Consider the following 19,236-nt stretch of genomic DNA (forward strand, 5'->3'; position numbering starts at 1 on the left):
GATTGATTTAGCTGGGTTTTTAGTACCTCACGAGACGTTGGCGAACGTCCCCGAACCAACGCTTACATATTCTCGATCAACACCTGACCGAAGCCCGAGCACGACACTTGGGTCGCGCCTTCCATCAGGCGGGCGAAGTCGTACGTCACGCGCTTTTGCAGAATCGACTTTTCCATCGACGCGATGATCACGTCGGCCGCTTCCGTCCAGCCCATATGACGCAGCATCATTTCGGCCGAAAGGATTTCCGAACCCGGGTTCACGTAGTCCTTACCGGCGTACTTCGGAGCCGTACCGTGCGTCGCTTCGAACATCGCCACCGAATCCGACAAGTTCGCGCCCGGGGCGATCCCGATACCGCCGACTTGCGCGGCCAGCGCGTCCGAAATGTAGTCGCCGTTCAGGTTCAGCGTGGCGATCACGTCGTACTCGGCCGGACGCAACAGGATCTGCTGCAAGAACGCATCGGCGATCACGTCCTTCACGACGATATCGTTGCCCGTCTTCGGGTTCTTGAACTTCATCCACGGGCCGCCGTCGATCAACTCAGCGCCGAATTCCTTCTGCGCCAGCGCATAACCGGCGTCACGGAACGCGCCTTCCGTGAACTTCATGATGTTGCCCTTGTGCACGAGCGTGACCGAGCGGCGGTCGTTGTCGATCGCGTACTGGATCGCCTTACGCACAAGACGCTCCGTCCCTTCGCGCGACACGGGCTTCACGCCGATACCCGACGTTTCCGGGAAGCGGATCTTCTTCACGCCCATCTCTTCGCGCAGGAACTTGATGACCTTCTTGGCCTGCTCCGATTCCGCCGCCCACTCGATACCGGCGTAGATGTCTTCCGAGTTCTCACGGAAGATCACCATATTCGTCTTCTCCGGCTCGCGCACCGGCGAGGGCACGCCCTTGAAGTACTGCACCGGGCGCAAGCAGACGTACAGGTCGAGCTCTTGACGCAACGCTACGTTCAGCGAGCGAATGCCGCCGCCGACCGGCGTCGTGAGCGGGCCCTTGATCGACACGACATAGTCCTTCAGGACTTGCAGCGTTTCCTCGGGCAGCCAGACGTCCGGGCCGTAGACCTTCGTCGCCTTCTCGCCCGCATAGATTTCCATCCAGTGAATCTTGCGCTTGCCGCTGTAAGCCTTCTCGACCGCCGCATCGACCACCTTGATCATCACCGGCGTGATGTCGAAGCCCGTACCGTCGCCCTCGATGTACGGAATGATGGGCTGGTCGGAAACGTTGAGCGAAAAGTCCGCGTTGACGGTGATCTTGTCACCGCCCGTCGGAACCTTGATGTGCTGATACGGCATGATCGACTCCAGTGTTGGCTGTGCGGGTGGAAAGCAGTGATGCGGTAACGCGCAAACGGGCTCTTATCCTTGCCGAGCGCCGCTGCCGCAACACCTGCCCAATCCTCGGTTCGGCGCGCTCCATCGGCTCAAGTACGAACGCGGCTGGATGGCTATTCTAGCCCACGTCGGATTCGCGGCGGCCGCCTCGCGCCACTCCGGCACGATAGACACCGCCGCCCTCGCAACCCGCGGCCGAACCACGGTAGCGAGAGAGTCAGTCTTCAGTCTTATATAAGACAAAAGACTTGGGCATTCCGTATTATGCATTAAGATTCCGCCATTTGCCATAGAGCGGCCGCGCCGGCCCGCGCGACAATGCGCGTACCGACGTCGATCGCCACCTCGCTCAAACGCCCTTTTCATGCGTCTCATCGCCCTCAACAAACCGTTCGGCACCATCTGCCAATTCTCCGCGCACGAGACTCGTGCCTCGCTCGGCGATTGGGTCGACGTACCCGGCGTCTATCCGGCGGGCCGGCTCGATGCCGACAGCGAAGGGCTGCTTTTGCTCACGGACGATGGCGCGTTGCAAGCGCGCATCGCGGAGCCCCGTCATAAACTCGTCAAGCGCTATTGGGCGCAGGTGGAAGGCGTGCCCGACCCGGTAGCGCTCGCAAGATTGGCCTCCGGGGTCGATTTGGGCGACTATGTGACACGTCCGTGTCAAACGCGACTCATCGACGAACCCCCGGCGCTTTGGCCGAGAGTGCCGCCGATCCGCTACCGCGCCGCCATTCCGACGAGCTGGATCGAAATTGCGATCGCCGAGGGCAAGAATCGCCAGGTGCGCCGTATGACCGCCGCCGTCGGTTTTCCCACGCTGCGGCTCGTTAGGGCCGCCGTCGGCAAACTCGATGTGCTCGCGCTCGGCCTCGGCCCAGGCCAATGGTGCGACCTGCCGCCGCGCTCGCCCTGGGACGGCGTGCCGCTTCAGCGGCGTGCCAAGCATGGTGCAAACTGAGGCCGTTCGGCTAACTCTTTGTAAGGACACGTCTTTTCGCTGTCCGCTCCACCAACCGAAATGGCTACGGGGCCGTTAGGCGCCCGGCAATGCGCGACGCATCGGAAAATCGAAAGAAAACGCGTCAACCGCCCGAGCGCGTCGCGCGTTATCCGACGCAGATGCCGCCCGAAGCTATCCGGCATTGGCCTTCGGCAGCCGCCGGCTGTATCGTTTTCGCGATACGGGACGTCGAGCCGAGTGCCCGCAGACGCGTCGGCAAAATTGTTTGATGCGGCTGTCAACCGAAAGGTGGATGGCACGTTTACCGACTTGACTCATTGACCGGGTCATTTGGTTAATTAACTAAAGCTGAGGATTTACAAATGAACAAACTGATCGCCGCTCTGGTCGCTGGCCTGTTCGCAACGGCTGCTTTCGCACAAGCTTCGGCTCCGGAAGCCGCTTCGGCTGCTGCTCCGGCTGCTAAGACGGAAAAGAAGGCTGCTAAGCACCACGCTGCTAAGAAGCACCACGCCAAGAAGGCGAAGGCTGCTGAAGCTGAAGCCGCTTCGGGCGCTTCGGAGTAAGTTTGTTGTAACGACGCAGTCAAGAACTAGCAGTACTGCCGTTCTTTACGGCGTTGGAAGGCAGGTGACCGCAAGGCGCCTGCCTTTTTCTTTTTCAGGCACGCCGGCTTTGCATTGAACGCGCCCGCTCGCGTAACATGCGCGAGTTCTTGTCGTCGAAAAGGAGTGGTGTCGTGCGATTTTCGTTTCGCTCGCGGATAGCGCGTCTCGCGCTTCGCTTCGCTTTGCCCGCTTTCGCCCTCGCGGCCGCACAGGCCGTGCCGGCAACGAGCTTCGCCCAAGCCATGCCCGCCGGCGCCAAGCCGCCCGAGGCCTTCCCGCGCGTGAAACTCACGGCCGGGATGTTCGTGATCGACGCGGCTGTCGCCGCCAACGACACGGACCGAGAGCAAGGTCTGATGTATCGAACCCAGCTTGCACCGAACGAGGGAATGCTGTTCGTCTTCAACGAGAACGCCGTCCACTGCTTTTGGATGAAGAACACGCTGATTCCGCTATCGATCGCGTTTATGCGCGCCGACGGCACGGTCACCGACATCGACGAAATGCAGGCGGAGACGACCAACAACCATTGCCCACGTAACAACGGCGTATACGCGTTGGAGATGAGCAAGGGGTGGTTCTCCGCGAAGGGCATCCGGCCGGGGACCAAGATCAACGGGCTGCCGCAACCGCAGTAACGAGCGCACGCGCATCCTCCCAAAGCCAACCCTCGCGGTTGGCTTTTTTACTTCCGAACGGAACGCGCGCATTCCGCGCGCATTCACTTGGCTGGAAATTCGCGATCAATCGGATAAACCCGGTTAGCGACCCGTGCGGCACTCCTACGCGCGGATCGCTTCGCGCCGTTCGCGCGATTTAGCGGCGCACGTCGGCTGCCCCCTGGCACGTCCCCTGCAAAAGCCTCGAGCAGGCGCTATGCTTGTAAGGCTGCGTGACGTGCCGGGCCCGGCCCGGCCGATTCGCGGCGCCAACATTCCAAGGAGATCGACGTGCCCCGCAAGACTCCCATCGAGCGCTATCGAAACATCGGCATCAGCGCTCACATCGACGCAGGCAAAACCACAACTACCGAACGTATCCTGTTCTACACGGGCGTGAGCCACAAGATCGGCGAGGTTCACGAGGGCGCGGCCGTGATGGATTGGATGGAGCAGGAGCAAGAGCGCGGGATCACGATTACCTCGGCCGCGACGACGGCGTTCTGGAAAGGGATGGCCGGCAACTATCCGGAGCATCGGATCAATATCATCGACACCCCCGGACACGTCGACTTCACGATCGAGGTGGAACGCTCGATGCGCGTGCTCGACGGCGCCTGCATGGTCTACGACTCGGTCGGCGGCGTACAGCCGCAGTCTGAAACGGTTTGGCGCCAAGCCAACAAGTACAAGGTGCCGCGCATCGCGTTCGTCAATAAGATGGACCGCGTCGGCGCCGACTTTTTCCGCGTTCAGCGCCAAATCGGCGAGCGCCTGAAAGGCGTGGCCGTGCCGATTCAAATTCCCGTCGGCGCGGAAGAAAACTTCCAAGGCGTGATCGACCTCGTCAAGATGAAAGCGATCATCTGGGATGAGGAAAGTCAGGGGGTGAAGTTCGAGTACCAGGACATTCCCGAGAACCTGCGCGCCACCGCAGACGAGTGGCGCGAAAAGATGGTCGAAGCCGCGGCGGAAGCGAGCGAGGAGTTGCTCGAGAAGTATCTGAACGACCACACCTCGCTCACCGAGGCCGAGATCAAGGGCGGATTGCGCAAGCGCACGATCGCCAACGAGATCGTGCCGATGCTGTGCGGCAGCGCGTTCAAGAACAAGGGCGTGCAGGCGATGCTCGACGCGGTCATCGATTACCTGCCCTCGCCCATCGACGTGCCCGCCATTCTCGGCCACGACGAGGACGACAAGGAAGCCGAGCGTCATCCGAGCGATGACGAGCCGTTCTCGGCACTCGCGTTCAAGATCATGACCGACCCATTCGTCGGGCAACTGATCTTCTTCCGCGTCTACTCGGGCATCGTCAATTCGGGCGATACCGTTCTCAATTCGACGAAGGACAAGAAGGAACGCATCGGCCGGATCTTGCAGATGCACGCGAACGACCGCAAGGAGATCAAGGAAGTTTATGCGGGCGATATCGCGGCCGCCGTCGGCCTGAAAGAAGCGACGACGGGCGACACACTATGCGATCCGGCCAATCCGATCATCCTCGAAAAGATGATCTTCCCCGAGCCGGTGATCTCCCAGGCCGTCGAGCCGAAGACCAAGGCCGATCAGGAAAAGATGGGCATCGCGCTCAATCGCCTGGCTCAAGAGGATCCGTCGTTCCGCGTGCAAACGGACGAGGAATCGGGGCAGACGATCATCTCCGGGATGGGCGAGCTGCACCTGGAAATTCTCGTCGACCGGATGAAGCGCGAGTTCAACGTCGAAGCGACGGTGGGCAAACCGCAAGTCGCATACCGCGAAACGGTCCGCACGAGCGCCGAGGACGTCGAAGGCAAGTTCGTCAAACAATCGGGCGGACGCGGTCAGTACGGCCATGTCGTGATCAAGTTGGAGCCGCAGCCACCCGGCAAAGGCTATGAGTTCGTCGATGCCATCAAGGGCGGTGTCGTGCCGCGCGAGTACATCCCGGCCGTCGATAAAGGCATCCAAGAAACGCTCAAGAGCGGCGTGCTCGCGGGCTATCCCGTCGTGGATGTGAAGGTGACCCTCACCTTCGGCTCGTACCACGACGTGGACTCGAACGAAAACGCGTTCCGGATGGCCGGCTCGATGGCCTTCAAGGAAGGGATGCGGCGCGCCAAACCGGTGCTGCTCGAGCCGATGATGGCCGTCGAAGTCGAAACGCCCGAAGACTTCATGGGCAACGTCATGGGCGACCTGTCGGGCCGGCGCGGCATCGTGCAAGGCATGGAGGACATCGCCGGAGGCGGCGGCAAGGTCATTCGCGCCGAGGTACCGCTCGCGGAGATGTTCGGCTATTCGACGTCGCTGCGCTCGCTCACGCAAGGGCGTGCGACCTATACGATGGAGTTCAAGCATTACGCCGAAACGCCGAACAACGTATCCGAGGGCATCGTCAACGCCAAGACGAAGTAACGCGATTCAGCCCTCAACCGATACGTCAATCGGAGTAGCAATTGTCGAGCCTGTCGGGGCGCCGCACCCCCGACAGGCTTTTTTATCGGCGCCGCCCGGCCGTTCCGCTTGCGCTTATCCTCGTCATGAGCCGCGTGCCCGCCGCTTCGCGTTAAACTGCAACGGCTTTATCGTCGCAGTACCGCTCGTCGCCGCCGCGCCGCTATATCTCGGGCGCTCCCCACACGAACCGGAAGCTTTCGATGAAACTACCCGCCGCGCTTGCCCTCGCCCTGGACGCCGCCCGTCAAGACACCGGCGAGTTGGGCAATCACGCCATCGACGAATATCTCGCACGACGAATCTCGCGACGCGAGCTTCTGCGCCATGCGAGCGTGCTTGGCTGTTCGAGCGTCGTGCTCGCGACAGGCGCGCTCGTCGCGCCGGGACGTGCGCGCGCGCAAAGCGGCTCGGCCGGTGCGAATGCGACGATACGCGTGGCGCATTTGACGCCCGCGGGCCGCGTCGACCCGCTAACGGTGGCCGATGCCGCGGGGCTATGCCTCATCGCGCAAACAGGCGAGTTCCTCGTCAACGACACAGGCGAACATGCCACGCTCACGCCTGCGTTGGCGCTATCGTGGAGCGCCAACGACAAAGGCGATGTCTGGACGTTCAAGCTGCGGCCCAACGTGAAGTTCCACGACGGACGGCCCCTCGGCGCGAAGGACGTCGTCGCCACGATCGATCGTCTCGCCGACCCCGCAAGCGGATCGGCCGCGCTGTCGGTCTTCAAGGGCGTGCTGTCCAAAGGCGGTGCGCGCGTCGTCGACGAACATACCGTCGCGTTCCATCTCGATGCGCCGAACGGCAATTTCCCGTACTACGTATCGTCGGATAACTACAACGCGGTGATTTTGCCGGCCGGCTCGAACGGCGATTACGAACAAAGTTTCATCGGTACCGGACCGTTCAAGCTCGAGCGCTATGAAGCCAAGCGCGGGGCCTCGTTCGTCCGCAATCCGGACTATTGGGGCGAAAAAGCGCTCCCGGCACGTGTGCAATTCGTTTTTTACGCCGACAGCCAAGCGCAAATCCTTGCCTTGCAAGGGCGGCAAGCAGACGTCATGGGCGATTTGACGGTGCAAGGCGGCTTAGGCATTTTGAACAATCCGGAATTCACCGTTCAAGGCGTCAAATCGAGTGCGCATCGCCAAATTCACATGCGCTGCGACACCGCGCCATTCAACGACAAGCGCGTACGACAGGCGCTTGCGCTCGCGGTCGATCGCGATGTCCTCGTGCGCGGGCTCTTCAAAGGGCGGGCCGCCCTCGGCAACGACAGCCCGTTCGCCCCGGTCTTTCCTTCGACGGATACGTCGGTGCCACAGCGTCGCCTCGATGTCGCCCAGGCGAAGAAATTGCTGGCGCAAGCGGGCCACCCCAACGGTTTCGCCGCTACGCTGACCACCGAAAAATTCATGGAGATCCCCGATCTCGCCGTCGTCCTGCAAAACGAGGCCAAGGCGATTGGCGTCAACCTCACGCTCAAAGTCGAAAGCCAAGGACAGTATTACGGCAAAGGGACGTTCGGCAGCTCCGATTGGCTCGATGCGCCGCTCGGCATCACCGACTACGGCCATCGCGGCGTGCCGAATCTTTTCTTGAACGCGCCGCTCGTCAGCGGCGGCGCGTGGAATGCCGCGCATTTCGCGAACCCGCAATACGACAAGCTCAGCAAGCAGTTCGCCGCCGCGCTCGACGTCGCCTCGCAAAAGAAGATCGCGGGCGAAATCGAACGGCTGCTGCTCGACGAAACGCCGATGATCATTCCGTATTTTTTCGATCAGCTCGTCGCGACGCGTAAGAACTTGACCGGGGTGCGCTTCACCGCCATTTCGCAGATGTATTTCGACCGCGCTCGATTGACGGCTTAAGCGCCTCGAGCATAGACGCCGCGCCCGGCGTCGAGTCTTTCCATGGATTGAGGATACTCAGATCACCGTGCCGATGTCCGATCCCGCTCTTGCATTTCGTTCCAACGTTTCGCGCGGCAGCGCGCTGCGCGTCGCTCGCTTTCTCGCCGGCCGGCTCGCCCTGTCGCTCGTCACCCTCTGGCTGCTCTCGGTGATCGTGTTCGCGCTAGGCCAGTTGCTGCCCGGCGACATCGGCCGCGCCATCCTCGGGCCGCTGGCCGATGCGCGCGCCGTCGCCACGCTCGATCATCAACTCGGCGTCGATCGGCCCATACTCGCCCAGTATGCGCAGTGGATCGGCCGATTCGTACGCGGCGACATGGGGATGTCGTATGCATATCGATCGCCCGTCGCTCCATTCGTTGGCGCCGCACTCGCGCGTTCGGCGAAGCTCGGGGCGCTAGCCTTCGCGATCGTCGTGCCGCTCGCCATTTCGGCCGGCGTCTGGGCTGCGCTACATGCCGGCAGATGGATCGACCGCGCGATCATGATCGTCGGCTTGTCCGCGACGGTCGTACCGGAGTTCGTCTCCTCCATCACGTTGATTCTCGTCTTCGGCATTTGGCTGCGTTGGTTGCCGAGCGAAGCGGGCTACCCCGACGACGCCGGCATCTTGACGGCACTGCGTCATTTGATTCTGCCTGCCCTGCCGCTCGTGTTCGTCTTCTTCGGCTACATCGCAAGAATGGCGCGCGCCGGCACGGCCGAGGCGCTCGATGCCGACTACACGCGCACCGCCGTGCTTAAAGGATTGCCTCGGCGTGTGGTCATCGTCCGTCACGTGCTGCCCAATGCCCTGACGCCGACGATCACGGTCGTGGCCACGCAGCTCGGGTATATGGTGGGCGGACTCGTCGTGGTCGAGACGCTGTTTCATTACCAAGGCATCGGCTCGCTGATCTACAACGCAGCCACGGCCAAGGATTTCCCGATGCTGGAGGCGGGCGTGCTCACGGTCGGGGTGGTCTACATGCTCGCGAATCTCATCGCCGACGCGCTCATCGTCATGCTCGATCCGCGCTTGCGTGTGGGGGGTGCCGCATGAGCCAGGCCGTCGAACCGCGCGAGCGGGTCAGCCCCGGCGACCGCACACTGCCGTCGCCTCGCTTCGAAGCGTTGCGCGCCCTTGCCCGTTCGCCGAGCTTCGTCATCGGCGTTGCCATCGTCCTCGTGTGGATAATCTGTGCGATCTTCGGTCCGCTCTTGGTCCCGCTCGACCCGTTCGCCTCCGATCCGCTCAATTCGCTGCTCCCCCCGAGCCGCGCGCATTGGTTCGGCACGGATCAACTCGGCCGCGATGTCTTCTCGCGCGTGATCGTCGGCGCCCGCGACATTCTCACGATCGCGCCGCTCGCCACACTTGTCGGCACGTTCGCCGGCACGGCGCTCGGCCTTGCCGTCGGCTATTTCGGCGGATGGCTCGACAATTTGGTCGGGCGCTTGATCGACGCGCTGCTCGCGCTGCCGCTCGTCGTCCTCGCGCTCGCGGCACTGGCCGCGCTCGGCGCATCGAACGCGACGGTCGTGCTCGTCATCGGACTCACGTTCATGCCGATCACGGCGCGCACCGTACGCGCCGCGGTATTCTCCGAGCGCCATCTCGACTATGTCGATGCCGCGCAACTCCGCGGCGAGCGCGCGCCGTACATCATGTTCGTCGAGATCTTGCCCAACGTGCTGCCGCCGATCATGGTCGAGGCCACGGTCCGGCTCGGTTATGCCATCTTCGCTGTCGCCACGCTTTCGTTCTTGGGCTTCGGCATCCAACCGCCGTCGGCCGATTGGGGGCTCGCGCTCTCCGAGTCCTATTCGTTGATGACGGGGGGCGCTTGGTGGACCGTCGTCTTCGATGCGGCGGCGATCGCCACGCTCGTCGTCGGCGTAAATCTGATCGCCGATAGCGTGCAGGGGGTATTCGAACAATGACGAATGCCGCACGCCGTACGAACCCTGCCTTCGAGACCGCCTCGCCCAGCGCGGACGATGCACTCGCCGTCGTCGGCCTGAGTCTCGCTTACCGCGTACGCGGCCGCGATCGCGAGGTGCTGCACGACGTGACGTTCCGGGTACGGCGCGGTGAGGCATACGGGCTCGTCGGCGAATCGGGCTGCGGGAAATCCACAGTCGCGCTGGCCGCGCTCGCCTATCTGCCTCGTAACGGCAAGATCAAGGCGGGGCACATCTCGATTGCCGGTCGCGAGGTGGGCTCGCTCGCCGCCGAGGCGCTGCGCTCGATGCGGGCGCAAACGGTGTCGATGGTCTATCAGGATCCATCGCGTGCGCTGAACCCGAGGTTGACGATTGGACGGCAAGTATCCGAAGCCTTCGAACTCGCCGGCGCATCGCGCGGGGAGGCCTATGCACAAGCGCTGGACATGCTGCGCCGCGTGCGCATCGCGGCGCCCGAGCGGGTCATGGGTTGCTATCCGCATCAGCTTTCGGGCGGCATGCAGCAACGCGTCGTCATTGCGATGGCGTTGGCATCGAAGCCGGCGTTGCTGATCCTGGACGAGCCGACGACCGGTCTCGATGCCACCGTCGAGGCCGAAGTGCTCGATCTCGTCGCGAAGCTGCGCGAGGAGTCCGGCACGGCGGTACTGTTCATCAGTCACAACTTGGCGGTGATCGGCCGGATGTGCAGCCGCGTCGGGGTGCTCTATGCCGGCCGGCTCGTCGAGGAAGGCGCAACCGAAGACGTCTTCGGCACGCCGCGTCACCCCTATACCGTCGGCTTGCTGCGTTGCTTGCCGAAGCCGGGACGCAGCAAAGACAGCGAACGGCTCGATACGATCGCCGGCGCACTGCCGCCCCTCGGGGCTGCTTATGCCGGCTGCGTGTTCGCGCCGCGCTGTCGTCTGGCCGACGATCGTTGCCGCGCCGAAACGCCGCCACCGCATCGATTCGGCGCGGCGCACGGTCCGCAGATGGCGCGCTGTCACTACCATGAAGAGGCCGGCCGCTTGCCGCGCGCGGCCGCCGAATCCTCGCGAGCGCAACCGCTCGATAAGGATCGCACGGCGCACCGTGCACTCGCGCTGCGTGCCGCGCATTTGTCGAAAACGTTCGATGCTTCGGGCGCTGCGGTGCGCGCCGTCGACGACGTCTCGCTCGAACTGGCGGCCGGCGAAACGCTCGGGCTCGTCGGCGAATCCGGCAGCGGCAAGACCACGCTCGCCAAGCTTCTGGTCGGCCTGATCGCGCCGGACCGCGGCGGCACGTTGGAGCTGGACGGCAAGCCCTTGCCTGCCCATGTTGCGCGCCGCGACGACGAGCAAGTCAAATCGTTGCAAATCGTTTTTCAGAACCCCGATTCGGCTTTGAATCGGGCGCACTCGGTGAAGCGGCTGATCGGGCGCGCGCTATCCAAGCTCGGCGCGCTACGCGGCGCAGCGCACGGCGCGCGGCTCGCCACGCTCGCGCAGGCCGTTCGGCTACCCTCGCGCTATCTCGACGCCCGCACCCGGCAGCTGTCGGGCGGATTGAAACAGCGTGTCGCCATTGCGCGGGCGTTCGCGGGCGACCCTCGCGTGGTGGTCTGCGACGAGCCGACGTCCGCGCTCGATGTCTCCGTGCAAGCGGCAATCTTGAATCTGCTCGCCGATTTGCAGCGAGAGCGCGGCGTAAGCTATGTGTTCATCTCGCACGACTTGCATGTCGTGCGCTACGTCGCCGATCGCATCGCCGTGCTCTATGTCGGCAAGCTGCTCGAAATCGGTCCGGCGAACGCGGTTTTCGACGGCCCCCACCACCCATACACCGAGGCGCTGCTTTCCGCGATGCCGACGCTCGGCAGTCCCGGCTCGCTCGCCAAGCAACGCATTCGATTGGCGGGCGACCCGCCGAGCCCCGCGGCCCCACCCACGGGCTGCGTGTTTCACACGCGTTGTCCCCGCAAGCTCGGAGCCGTTTGCGAGGAGCACGATCCGCCGTTCTCCGATGCAGGCGATGGGCATCGCATCCGCTGTCACATCGCGGTCGGCGAGTTGCGCGAAATGCAACGCGAAACGCAGATCGCCTGAACCCACGTTCTGCGTTCCTGCGTTTCGGCGTTTTCCCCATGTGCGATGCCGCTCATTGCCGGCGCGAGCGCGCGTTTCAACGTTGAAACATTCCGAACCGATTTCGCCACGCCGTTTTGCGTGTGCGGTGCCACGCTCAAGCGGGGTGCGGCATTGCGCTCGATGGCATGGTTATCGCACTTCCCCGCGTATGGCCGCGTGACCGACGCGGGCCCAGCAGCAGTCGCTCGAGCGGTGTCTCGACCGCGGGCGCGGGCGCGTTCTCGCAGTCGAACGCGCTCGCGCCGTGTGACATCCGCATCGATCGTGCATGGGCAGCCATGGTCGCCTTAGGGCGACAGGAGTACGACGACATCCGATCGTCGTTCCTGCCGGGGAGATGACGATGAAGACCAAAGCAATTAATAAGGACTCCTACATATTTAGGGGCGTTCTCAGGGCGACGGCCGGCGCAGTGCTCGTCTTGCTCGCGGGCGGCGCGCATGCGGGCTCGTTCTTGGACGGCATGGGCCAGTGGCTAGTCGAGTCCAGCGCCGTCTTGCAAGCGGATGCGGCAAATACGAGCGACTCGGGCGCACGAGCGGCTATGCCGCTACGCAATGCTCAGGCATTCGATGCGTCATCTCTCAAGGTAAGCGCTGCGGCGAACGGCTCGGATACGGCTAAGCCAGAGGATTGCCGCACGGCAGGCGGCGGCGCCGGCTGCGTGCAAAACCCAACCAGCGATCCCGCTGTGAGCGGCCTAGGGGGTACGTCCGACGGCACGTCCGCGAGCGGCGACGGTAGTGCTGGAAGCGCGAACGGCGGCGCGTTCGGTGGCGCTCGCGGCGGCGGCGACAACGGCGCGGCCGGGCCAGGGAACGGAAAGGGCGGTAGCTCTGGTAGCTCTGGTAGCTCTGGTAGCTCTGGTGGCTCTGGTGGCAACGGCAGCTCTGGAGGCGGAGGGACGGGACACGGCAGCGGTGCAGGCAGTTCGGGGAGTTCAGGTGGCTCGGGTGGCTCGGGTGGCTCGGGTGGCTCGGGCGGCTCCGGTGGCTCCGGTGGCTCCGGCGGCTCCGGCGGCTCCGGCGGCTCCAGTGGCTCGGGCGGCTCGGGCGGCTCGGGCGGCTCGGGCAGCTCCGGCGGTTCGGGCGGTTCGGGCGGTTCGGGCGGTTCGGGCGGTTCGGGCGGTTCGGGCGGTTCGGGCGGTTCGGGCGGTTCGGGCGGTTCGGGCGGTTCGGGCGGTTCGGGCGGTTCGGGCGGTTCGGGCGGTTCGGGCGGCTCCGGCGGCTCGGGCGGCTCCGGCGGCTCGGGCGGCTCCGGCGGCTCCGGCGGCTCCGGCGGCTCCGGCGGCTCCGGCGGCTCCGGCGGCTCCGGCGGCTCCGGCGGCTCCGGCGGCTCCGGCGGCTCCGGCGGCTCCGGCGGCTCCAGTGGCTCGGGCGGCTCGGGCGGCTCGGGCAGCTCCGGCGGTTCGGGCGGTTCGGGCGGTTCGGGCGGTTCGGGCGGTTCGGGCGGTTCGGGCGGTTCGGGCAGCTCCGGCGGTTCGGGCGGTTCGGGCGGTTCGGGCGGTTCGGGCGGCTCCGGCGGCTCCGGCGGCTCCGGCGGCTCCGGCGGCTCCGGCGGCTCCGGTGGCTCCGGTGGCTCCGGTGGCTCCGGTGGCTCCGGTGGCTCCGGTGGCTCCGGTGGCTCCGGTGGCTCCGGTGGCTCCGGTGGCTCCGGCGGCTCCGGTGGCTCCGGTGGCGGACACGGCGGCCCAGGTGGCGGGTGCGGTTGCGGTGGCAGCGGTGGCGGGACGGGCTCGGGCGGCGGACACGGTGCAGGCGGTTCTGGCAGCGGCCACGGATCGGGCGGAAATAGCGGCGGCGGCACAGGTAGCGGCCATGGTTCCGGCGGCAATGGCAACGGAGGCTCGGGTAGTGGCCACGGCTCAGGCAATGGTCACGGCTCCGGTGGCAACGGCGGCAACGGCGGCAACGGCGCGGGTGGTGGCGGCCATGGCCACTAAGTCATGAGAGGCCAGGCGGCTCGTCGACATCGGCGAGCCGCCGCCGCATTCGGATTGCGGCTGTCCCACTACGACAGCCGATCCCGTCGCGCCTGCACCGTCCCTCTTCGTCCGACAAACGCATGCGACGCAGGGAATGGCCCCTGTCTCAAAGATGCATCACGCTCGACCATCCAAGACACACCATGTCTTTCGAAGCAGTGTCCGCAAACGCACCGACGCCCTTGCGAAAACGCACCGCCTATCAGTCGAGCACGCACCGCTCCCCTCGCTCAAAGCATCTCGAGCGGCATCTTCTTGCGCGGCGGTTTGAACTCGCTGTCGATCGCCGCCAGTTCCGCCTCGGTAAGCACAACGTCGAGCGCATGGCGATTCGCTCGCACATGCTCGACGCTGCCGGCTTTGGGAATCGCGCAGACCTGCGGCTGGGCCAACACCCATGCCAGCGCGACTTGAACCTGCGACAGGCCGCGCTCACGCGCGATCTCGTCGAGCACCGACCGTTTCGGCAAGCGCATATGATCGATCGGACTATATGCCATCGCCGGCATCGCACGCGCCGCCATCCACGGCAGCAGGTCGAACTCGGGTCCGCGCCGCGCCACGTTGTAGAGAATCTGATTCGTCGCGCACGCCTCCCCGCCCGCGTCCATCAGTTCTTCCATATCCGCCACATCGAGGTTGCTCACGCCCCAGTAGCGAATCTTGCCGTCGCGCCGTAACGCCTCGAGCCCCTCGACCGTCTCCTCGAGCCGGATACCGCCGCGCCAATGCAGCAGATACAGGTCGAGCCGATCGGTCTTCAGCCGCCGCAAGCTCGCCTCGCAAGAGGCCGCAACGCCACGCTTGCTCGCGTTGTGAGGATAGACTTTGCTCACGAGGAACACCCGCTCGCGCAAACCCGCAAGCGCTTGCCCAAGCAACGTCTCGGTCGCCCCTTCTCCATACATCTCGGCGGTATCGATCAGCGTCATGCCGAGATCGATGCCGGCACGCAACGCGTCGATCTCGGCGGTGCGCCGAGCAGGCCGCTCGCCCATTTCCCAAGTACCTTGCCCCAAGCGGGCGATGCGTTCGCCGTCGGGCAACGTGACGAAGGCGTCGTCGCGCGTCATATCGGCCTCCTATTCAACGATTAACCATGCCGACGAGTGTAGCCATCGACGGTATCGCCTGCTTGCGCGGCTGCGAATGGCGGGTATCAGACGGCCGGTGAGCGCTCCGCTCGCCGATAACCGGCCCTGATGCTCGCGCGATGACTTAAAATTGCCGCTTGCCCCTCGCCGCGCACATTCCATGACCCAAGCTTCCTCGGAAGACCGCTGGCGCGATTTGCGCCCCGATCCGGACAACGACACGCCACTTTACTTGCAGCTCGCGCGCAAGCTCGGCCAGGCAATCCACGAAAATCGCTGGAACGCCGGCGAAGCGCTGCCCTCGGAACGTGTGCTGTCGGACGCCCTAGGCGTCTCGCGGATCACCGCCCGCAAGGCAATCGCGCTGCTCGTCGAACAAGGTCTCATCCGCCGCACTCAAGGCGCGGGCAGCTTCATCACCCCACGCTACGACGATCCGCTATCGCGCCTCTCGAGCTTCAGCGAGATGCTGCGCCGTCGCGGCTTCACGCCCAGCTCGAAATGGATTTCGCAAGAAATCCAGCCCGCCAGTCGAGACGAAGTCATTCAATTGGGGTTATCGCCGGCCGCGGCCGTCACGCGCCTGAAACGGCTACGGCTCGCCAACGGAATCGTGATGGCCGTCGAAAATTCCACGCTGCCCGCGTCGGTCATCCCCGATCCGCATGCGATCGGCGACTCCCTCTATAGCTATCTCGAACAACGCGGCCTGGCCATCGTCCGCGCGCTCCAGCATTTTCGCGCGGTCAACGCCAGCGAGGAAATCGCGCGGCAGATGGGCATCGCGACGCATGACGCGCTGCTGCTCATTACGCGAATCGGCTATACGGCCGATCAGCGCGCGATCGAGCTGACCGACACTTACTGCCGCAACGACTACTACGACTTCGTGGCCGAGCTTCGCAAGTAGTCCGATGCAGCACGGCGTGCGCCATGCATGGCGCGCCCGAACGATGCTTCAGGCGTCCCAACGCGCCGCGTGTGTGCCGAGCGGCACGGGCGGCAGCTCGAATCGGGCCGGCGTCTCCGACATCGCCTCGGCCGGTGCCGCGGCGAGGACTTTGCCGAACGGCGAGTCCATCGTTTGCATGAGGTCGCGCACGTCGCCCGGACGCACGTCCGGCGCGCGCCACCCGTCCTCGATCGTTCCCAGCGATTGCAGCCAGCGCCCGGTTTGAGCCAGCGACACGCGCACATGCCAGCTGCCGCCTTCGACGGCCCGCCGCTGCAACGCCACCATTGCACCGAATGCGGCGAGATATCCCGTCGCGTGATCGAGCGCCTGACAAGGCAGATGCTTGGGCGCGGCCGTACCCGCCGCCTTGCGTTCGGTCCAAGCGATACCGCTGGCCGACTGCACGAGACTGTCGAAGCCTCGCCGGCCCGACCACGGGCCCGTATGCCCGTAAGCGCAAATGGACACGTAGACGATTCCCGGCCGCGCTCGCGCAAGCGCCTCGGGCGAAAATCCGTGTGCCGCGATCGCACCGGGCCGATACGCTTGCAAGAAGACGTCGGCGTTTCGGGCGAGTGCCTGCAAGACAGATCGCTCGTCCTCGCGTCGCAGATCAAGCAGTGCGGAGCGCTTGCCTCGGCCGTTGTCGATCACGAGCGGTGCGATGTTCGGCAAATGAGGACCGTTGACGAGCAATACGTCGGCGCCGTGCTGCGCAAGCGTTCGCCCCGCCACGGGGCCCGCGATGATACGGCTCAAGTCGAGCACGCGCACACCTTCGAGCGGTCTGCGCGCGAGCGAGCCCGCACCGCCGATCGGCGCCGGCGGCGCATCGCTTGCGCCGCCGTCGATCCGTTCGATCTCGAATAGCGGCAAGGCGGCAAGCGCAGACGCTTGAGGAAGTGCCGCCCATTCGTTAGGGCTCCTGATCAATGCCGCGCAGAGTCCCGCGTCGGCAAGCGTTTGATCGAGCACGGCACCGTCCCATCCGCGGATTGCTTCGGTGACCGCGGCATGATCGTCGGCACACCCCAGCACGCGGACGACGCCTTGCCGATGATGCGGAAAATTCGTATGGAGCTGAATCCAACGTCCGTCCCGCGTCTCGTAAAACCCCATCAACGGATCGCGCAACTCGGGGGCCGCACCTTCGTCGATACGCAGATAGCGTTCGCTGCGAAAGACGGCGAGCGCGCGCCGTTGCTCGACCTCGACCGTTTGACGGCGGCCCGTGCGCAGCCGATAACATTGCGCGGCGGCCAGCGCTTGCGCGGCGATCGTCGCATTCGCGAGCGCGCCGACTCGATACACGGAAGGCAGTCCCGGATCGTCGCCGGCAAGCCGCACGTCTTCCAAGGCGGCCGCATCGCAACCGGCTATAGACCAAACATATTGAAGCGCGCTAAACGCAGTCATGGTTCGAGAAGAACGGAGTTGAGGTGTCGATGAGTCTAAAATCGACCTCAATGCCGATCAATCTTGATTCAAATAATCAACATATATCGATTTGTTTGGTTCTTTGCGCGACCTTAAACCATGTCCACTTATTTGACCGCGGCCGAAGCGGCTGCCGCCCTCGGGATCAGTCTGCCGACGCTCTACTCGTATGTCAGCCGGGGCATGCTCAGTTCGGCGCCCGAGAGCGCCGGCAAACGCAGACTCTATGCCGCCGACGAAGTGCGGCGGCTCGCGCGCCGCAAAGCCGACGGCAAGCGCGCGGGCAAAGTCGCCCAGAAGGTGCTCGATTGGGGCGTGCCGGTCCTCGAGTCGCGGATTACCTCGATCGCCGACGGCCGCCTCCTCTATCGTGGATACAACGCCGTCGAACTCGCGCGTACCGCGACGCTCGAGGAGACGGCCGCGTTGCTATGGGAATGCGAGGCGACGTGCTTCGACGATGCGCCCGATCCGCAGATCCCCGCGTCGGCCTGGCAAGCATGGATCAAGCAGACGCTCGCGAGCGCGCCGCACGAGCGCGCGCTCGTGATGCTGCCTGCCGCCGCGGCCCATCTGCCGCGCTTGTTTTCGGTGGGGAGGCAGGCGCAATTAGAAACCGCGCCGGTACTGTTACGGGTACTGGCTGCCTCGCTCGCGCAAGCGCCCTTATCGCGCGAACCGTTGCATCGGCAACTCGCGGCCGCCTGGGGGATTCGCAATCGCCGGCACCTGGAATTGCTGCGCGCCGCGCTCGTCGTATGCGCCGACCATGAGTTGAACGCGTCCACCTTCACGGTGCGATGTATCGCCTCCACGGGCATGCATTTCTTCGGAGCGGTGACAGGCGGACTTGCGGCGCTCGCCGGTCCGCGTCACTGCGGCGAGACGATGCTCGTCACCGCCCTATTTCACGAGGCTCGGGAAGCGGGCGACGTGGACCGCTATCTTGCCGCGCGACTCGCGCGAACCGATATCGTACAACGCACCATCTTGCCGGGCTTCGGCCACATGCTTTATCCGAACGGCGATCCGCGCGCGACGGTATTGCTCGAGATGCTCGCCGAACAGGCCGCCACGCGCGCCGAACGCCAGACACTGGACCATATCGATTCGATCGTGCGGGCGGCCTACGATGCGACGGAACTCGCACCCACTGTCGACTTCGCGCTATCCGCGCTGGAACGCGTGCTTGCGCTGCCGCAAGGCGCGGCATTCTCGTTGTTCGCGCTCGGCCGGGCCGCAGGTTGGATCGCGCACGCCATGGAGCAAATCGAAGACGGCCGGCTCATTCGGCCGCGCGCGCGTTACGTCGGCCCCGACGAGCCGATGCGCTGATTGGCGCGCAGGCGGCCAAGCGCTTCGCCGCTCAAACTGCCGCGTGCCACCAGCGCCAAGCTTGGGCGCCCGCCGTTGCAGCCCTGGCAGCCGCTGCCGCGTTCGCCGAACGCGGCGCGTGCGCGCCGGTGCTCGGGGCATTCCCGCTCAGCTGTGTCCCACCGCTCGCGCCGATGAGCGATAAGCGCACGTCGCCGCGCCCCGAGCCGATCCAAGCCCGCGTCCCCGCCGGTAGCACAAACGATTCGCCCGGATCGACCCAATAATCTTCGGCGTCGCCTTCGAACGTCAGCCAAAGCGTGCCCGCCTTCACTTCGACGACGAGCGCGCGGTCCACGCGCCATGCCGTCGCGGGTTCGTCGTATCCCATTTCAAACGTCCGGATCTCGCGCATCGCCCTACTCCTTCAAAAATATTCCGTCT

General features: G+C 64.8%; 15 protein-coding genes. 11 read left to right on the plus strand and 4 right to left on the minus strand.

The window, feature by feature from the left end:
* Positions 1-62 precede the first annotated feature (62 nt).
* On the minus strand, positions 63-1,319 hold the full coding sequence (gene icd / locus AB1286_RS07885) for an NADP-dependent isocitrate dehydrogenase (RefSeq protein ID WP_430362735.1): 1,257 nt from the start codon (positions 1,317-1,319) through the stop codon (positions 63-65).
* Between the two features lie 403 nt (positions 1,320-1,722).
* Between icd and AB1286_RS07890 the strand changes: the two genes are divergently transcribed.
* The 9 genes from AB1286_RS07890 to AB1286_RS07930 all read left to right on the plus strand — a co-directional run bounded on the left by AB1286_RS07890 (position 1,723) and on the right by AB1286_RS07930 (position 13,950).
* Positions 1,723-2,322 carry a pseudouridine synthase gene (locus AB1286_RS07890; RefSeq protein ID WP_430362736.1) on the plus strand — a complete coding sequence of 200 codons (600 nt, stop codon included), beginning with the start codon at positions 1,723-1,725 and terminating at the stop codon, positions 2,320-2,322.
* Between the two features lie 365 nt (positions 2,323-2,687).
* Positions 2,688-2,891, plus strand: coding sequence for a hypothetical protein (locus AB1286_RS07895; protein WP_430362737.1), 204 nt, complete (start codon positions 2,688-2,690; stop codon positions 2,889-2,891).
* 173 nt (positions 2,892-3,064) lie between these two features.
* Positions 3,065-3,571 (plus strand): DUF192 domain-containing protein, encoded by a 507-nt coding sequence (locus AB1286_RS07900; protein WP_430362738.1) that lies wholly within the window; start codon positions 3,065-3,067, stop codon positions 3,569-3,571.
* 312 nt (positions 3,572-3,883) lie between these two features.
* A complete protein-coding gene (gene fusA / locus AB1286_RS07905; RefSeq protein ID WP_430362739.1) occupies positions 3,884-5,992 on the plus strand; it encodes an elongation factor G in 2,109 nt (702 codons plus the stop codon).
* A 242-nt stretch (positions 5,993-6,234) separates the two neighbouring features.
* Positions 6,235-7,908, plus strand: a complete 1,674-nt coding sequence (locus AB1286_RS07910) for an ABC transporter substrate-binding protein (RefSeq protein WP_430362740.1) — start codon at positions 6,235-6,237, stop codon at positions 7,906-7,908.
* A 73-nt stretch (positions 7,909-7,981) separates the two neighbouring features.
* Entirely contained in the window at positions 7,982-8,992 is a 1,011-nt protein-coding gene (locus tag AB1286_RS07915) for an ABC transporter permease (protein WP_430362741.1), read from the plus strand.
* Positions 8,989-9,873: an ABC transporter permease gene (locus AB1286_RS07920; protein WP_430362742.1), complete on the plus strand. Its 885-nt coding sequence runs from the start codon at positions 8,989-8,991 to the stop codon at positions 9,871-9,873. Before AB1286_RS07915 ends, AB1286_RS07920 begins: the two co-directional genes overlap by 4 nt.
* A complete protein-coding gene (locus tag AB1286_RS07925; RefSeq protein ID WP_430362743.1) occupies positions 9,870-11,966 on the plus strand; it encodes an ABC transporter ATP-binding protein in 2,097 nt (698 codons plus the stop codon). Before AB1286_RS07920 ends, AB1286_RS07925 begins: the two co-directional genes overlap by 4 nt.
* A 385-nt stretch (positions 11,967-12,351) precedes the next feature.
* Positions 12,352-13,950 (plus strand): hypothetical protein, encoded by a 1,599-nt coding sequence (locus AB1286_RS07930; RefSeq protein ID WP_430362744.1) that lies wholly within the window; start codon positions 12,352-12,354, stop codon positions 13,948-13,950.
* 272 nt (positions 13,951-14,222) lie between these two features.
* On the opposite strand, the gene AB1286_RS07935 is transcribed toward AB1286_RS07930, so the two are convergent.
* The gene (locus tag AB1286_RS07935) at positions 14,223-15,065 is read right to left on the minus strand and encodes an aldo/keto reductase (RefSeq protein ID WP_430362745.1); all 843 of its coding nucleotides are present in this window, start codon (positions 15,063-15,065) and stop codon (positions 14,223-14,225) included.
* Between the two features lie 181 nt (positions 15,066-15,246).
* Here AB1286_RS07935 and AB1286_RS07940 point away from each other — a divergent pair, with 181 nt between their 5' ends.
* On the plus strand, positions 15,247-15,996 hold the full coding sequence (locus AB1286_RS07940) for a GntR family transcriptional regulator (RefSeq protein WP_430362746.1): 750 nt from the start codon (positions 15,247-15,249) through the stop codon (positions 15,994-15,996).
* Positions 15,997-16,044: 48 nt separating this feature from the next.
* On the opposite strand, the gene AB1286_RS07945 is transcribed toward AB1286_RS07940, so the two are convergent.
* Complete coding sequence (locus tag AB1286_RS07945; RefSeq protein WP_430362747.1) at positions 16,045-17,457, minus strand: CoA transferase; 1,413 nt, start codon at positions 17,455-17,457, stop codon at positions 16,045-16,047.
* 120 nt (positions 17,458-17,577) lie between these two features.
* On the opposite strand from AB1286_RS07945, the gene AB1286_RS07950 reads away from it, so the two are divergent.
* Positions 17,578-18,813 (plus strand): citrate/2-methylcitrate synthase, encoded by a 1,236-nt coding sequence (locus tag AB1286_RS07950; RefSeq protein ID WP_430362748.1) that lies wholly within the window; start codon positions 17,578-17,580, stop codon positions 18,811-18,813.
* Positions 18,814-18,844: 31 nt separating this feature from the next.
* On the opposite strand, the gene AB1286_RS07955 is transcribed toward AB1286_RS07950, so the two are convergent.
* Positions 18,845-19,207: a DUF2917 domain-containing protein gene (locus AB1286_RS07955; RefSeq protein ID WP_430362749.1), complete on the minus strand. Its 363-nt coding sequence runs from the start codon at positions 19,205-19,207 to the stop codon at positions 18,845-18,847.
* Between the last annotated feature and the right edge of the window lie 29 nt (positions 19,208-19,236).

Origin of the sequence: Trinickia sp. NRRL B-1857, from assembly GCF_050470685.1 — a bacterium.
Lineage (GTDB): Bacteria > Pseudomonadota > Gammaproteobacteria > Burkholderiales > Burkholderiaceae > Trinickia.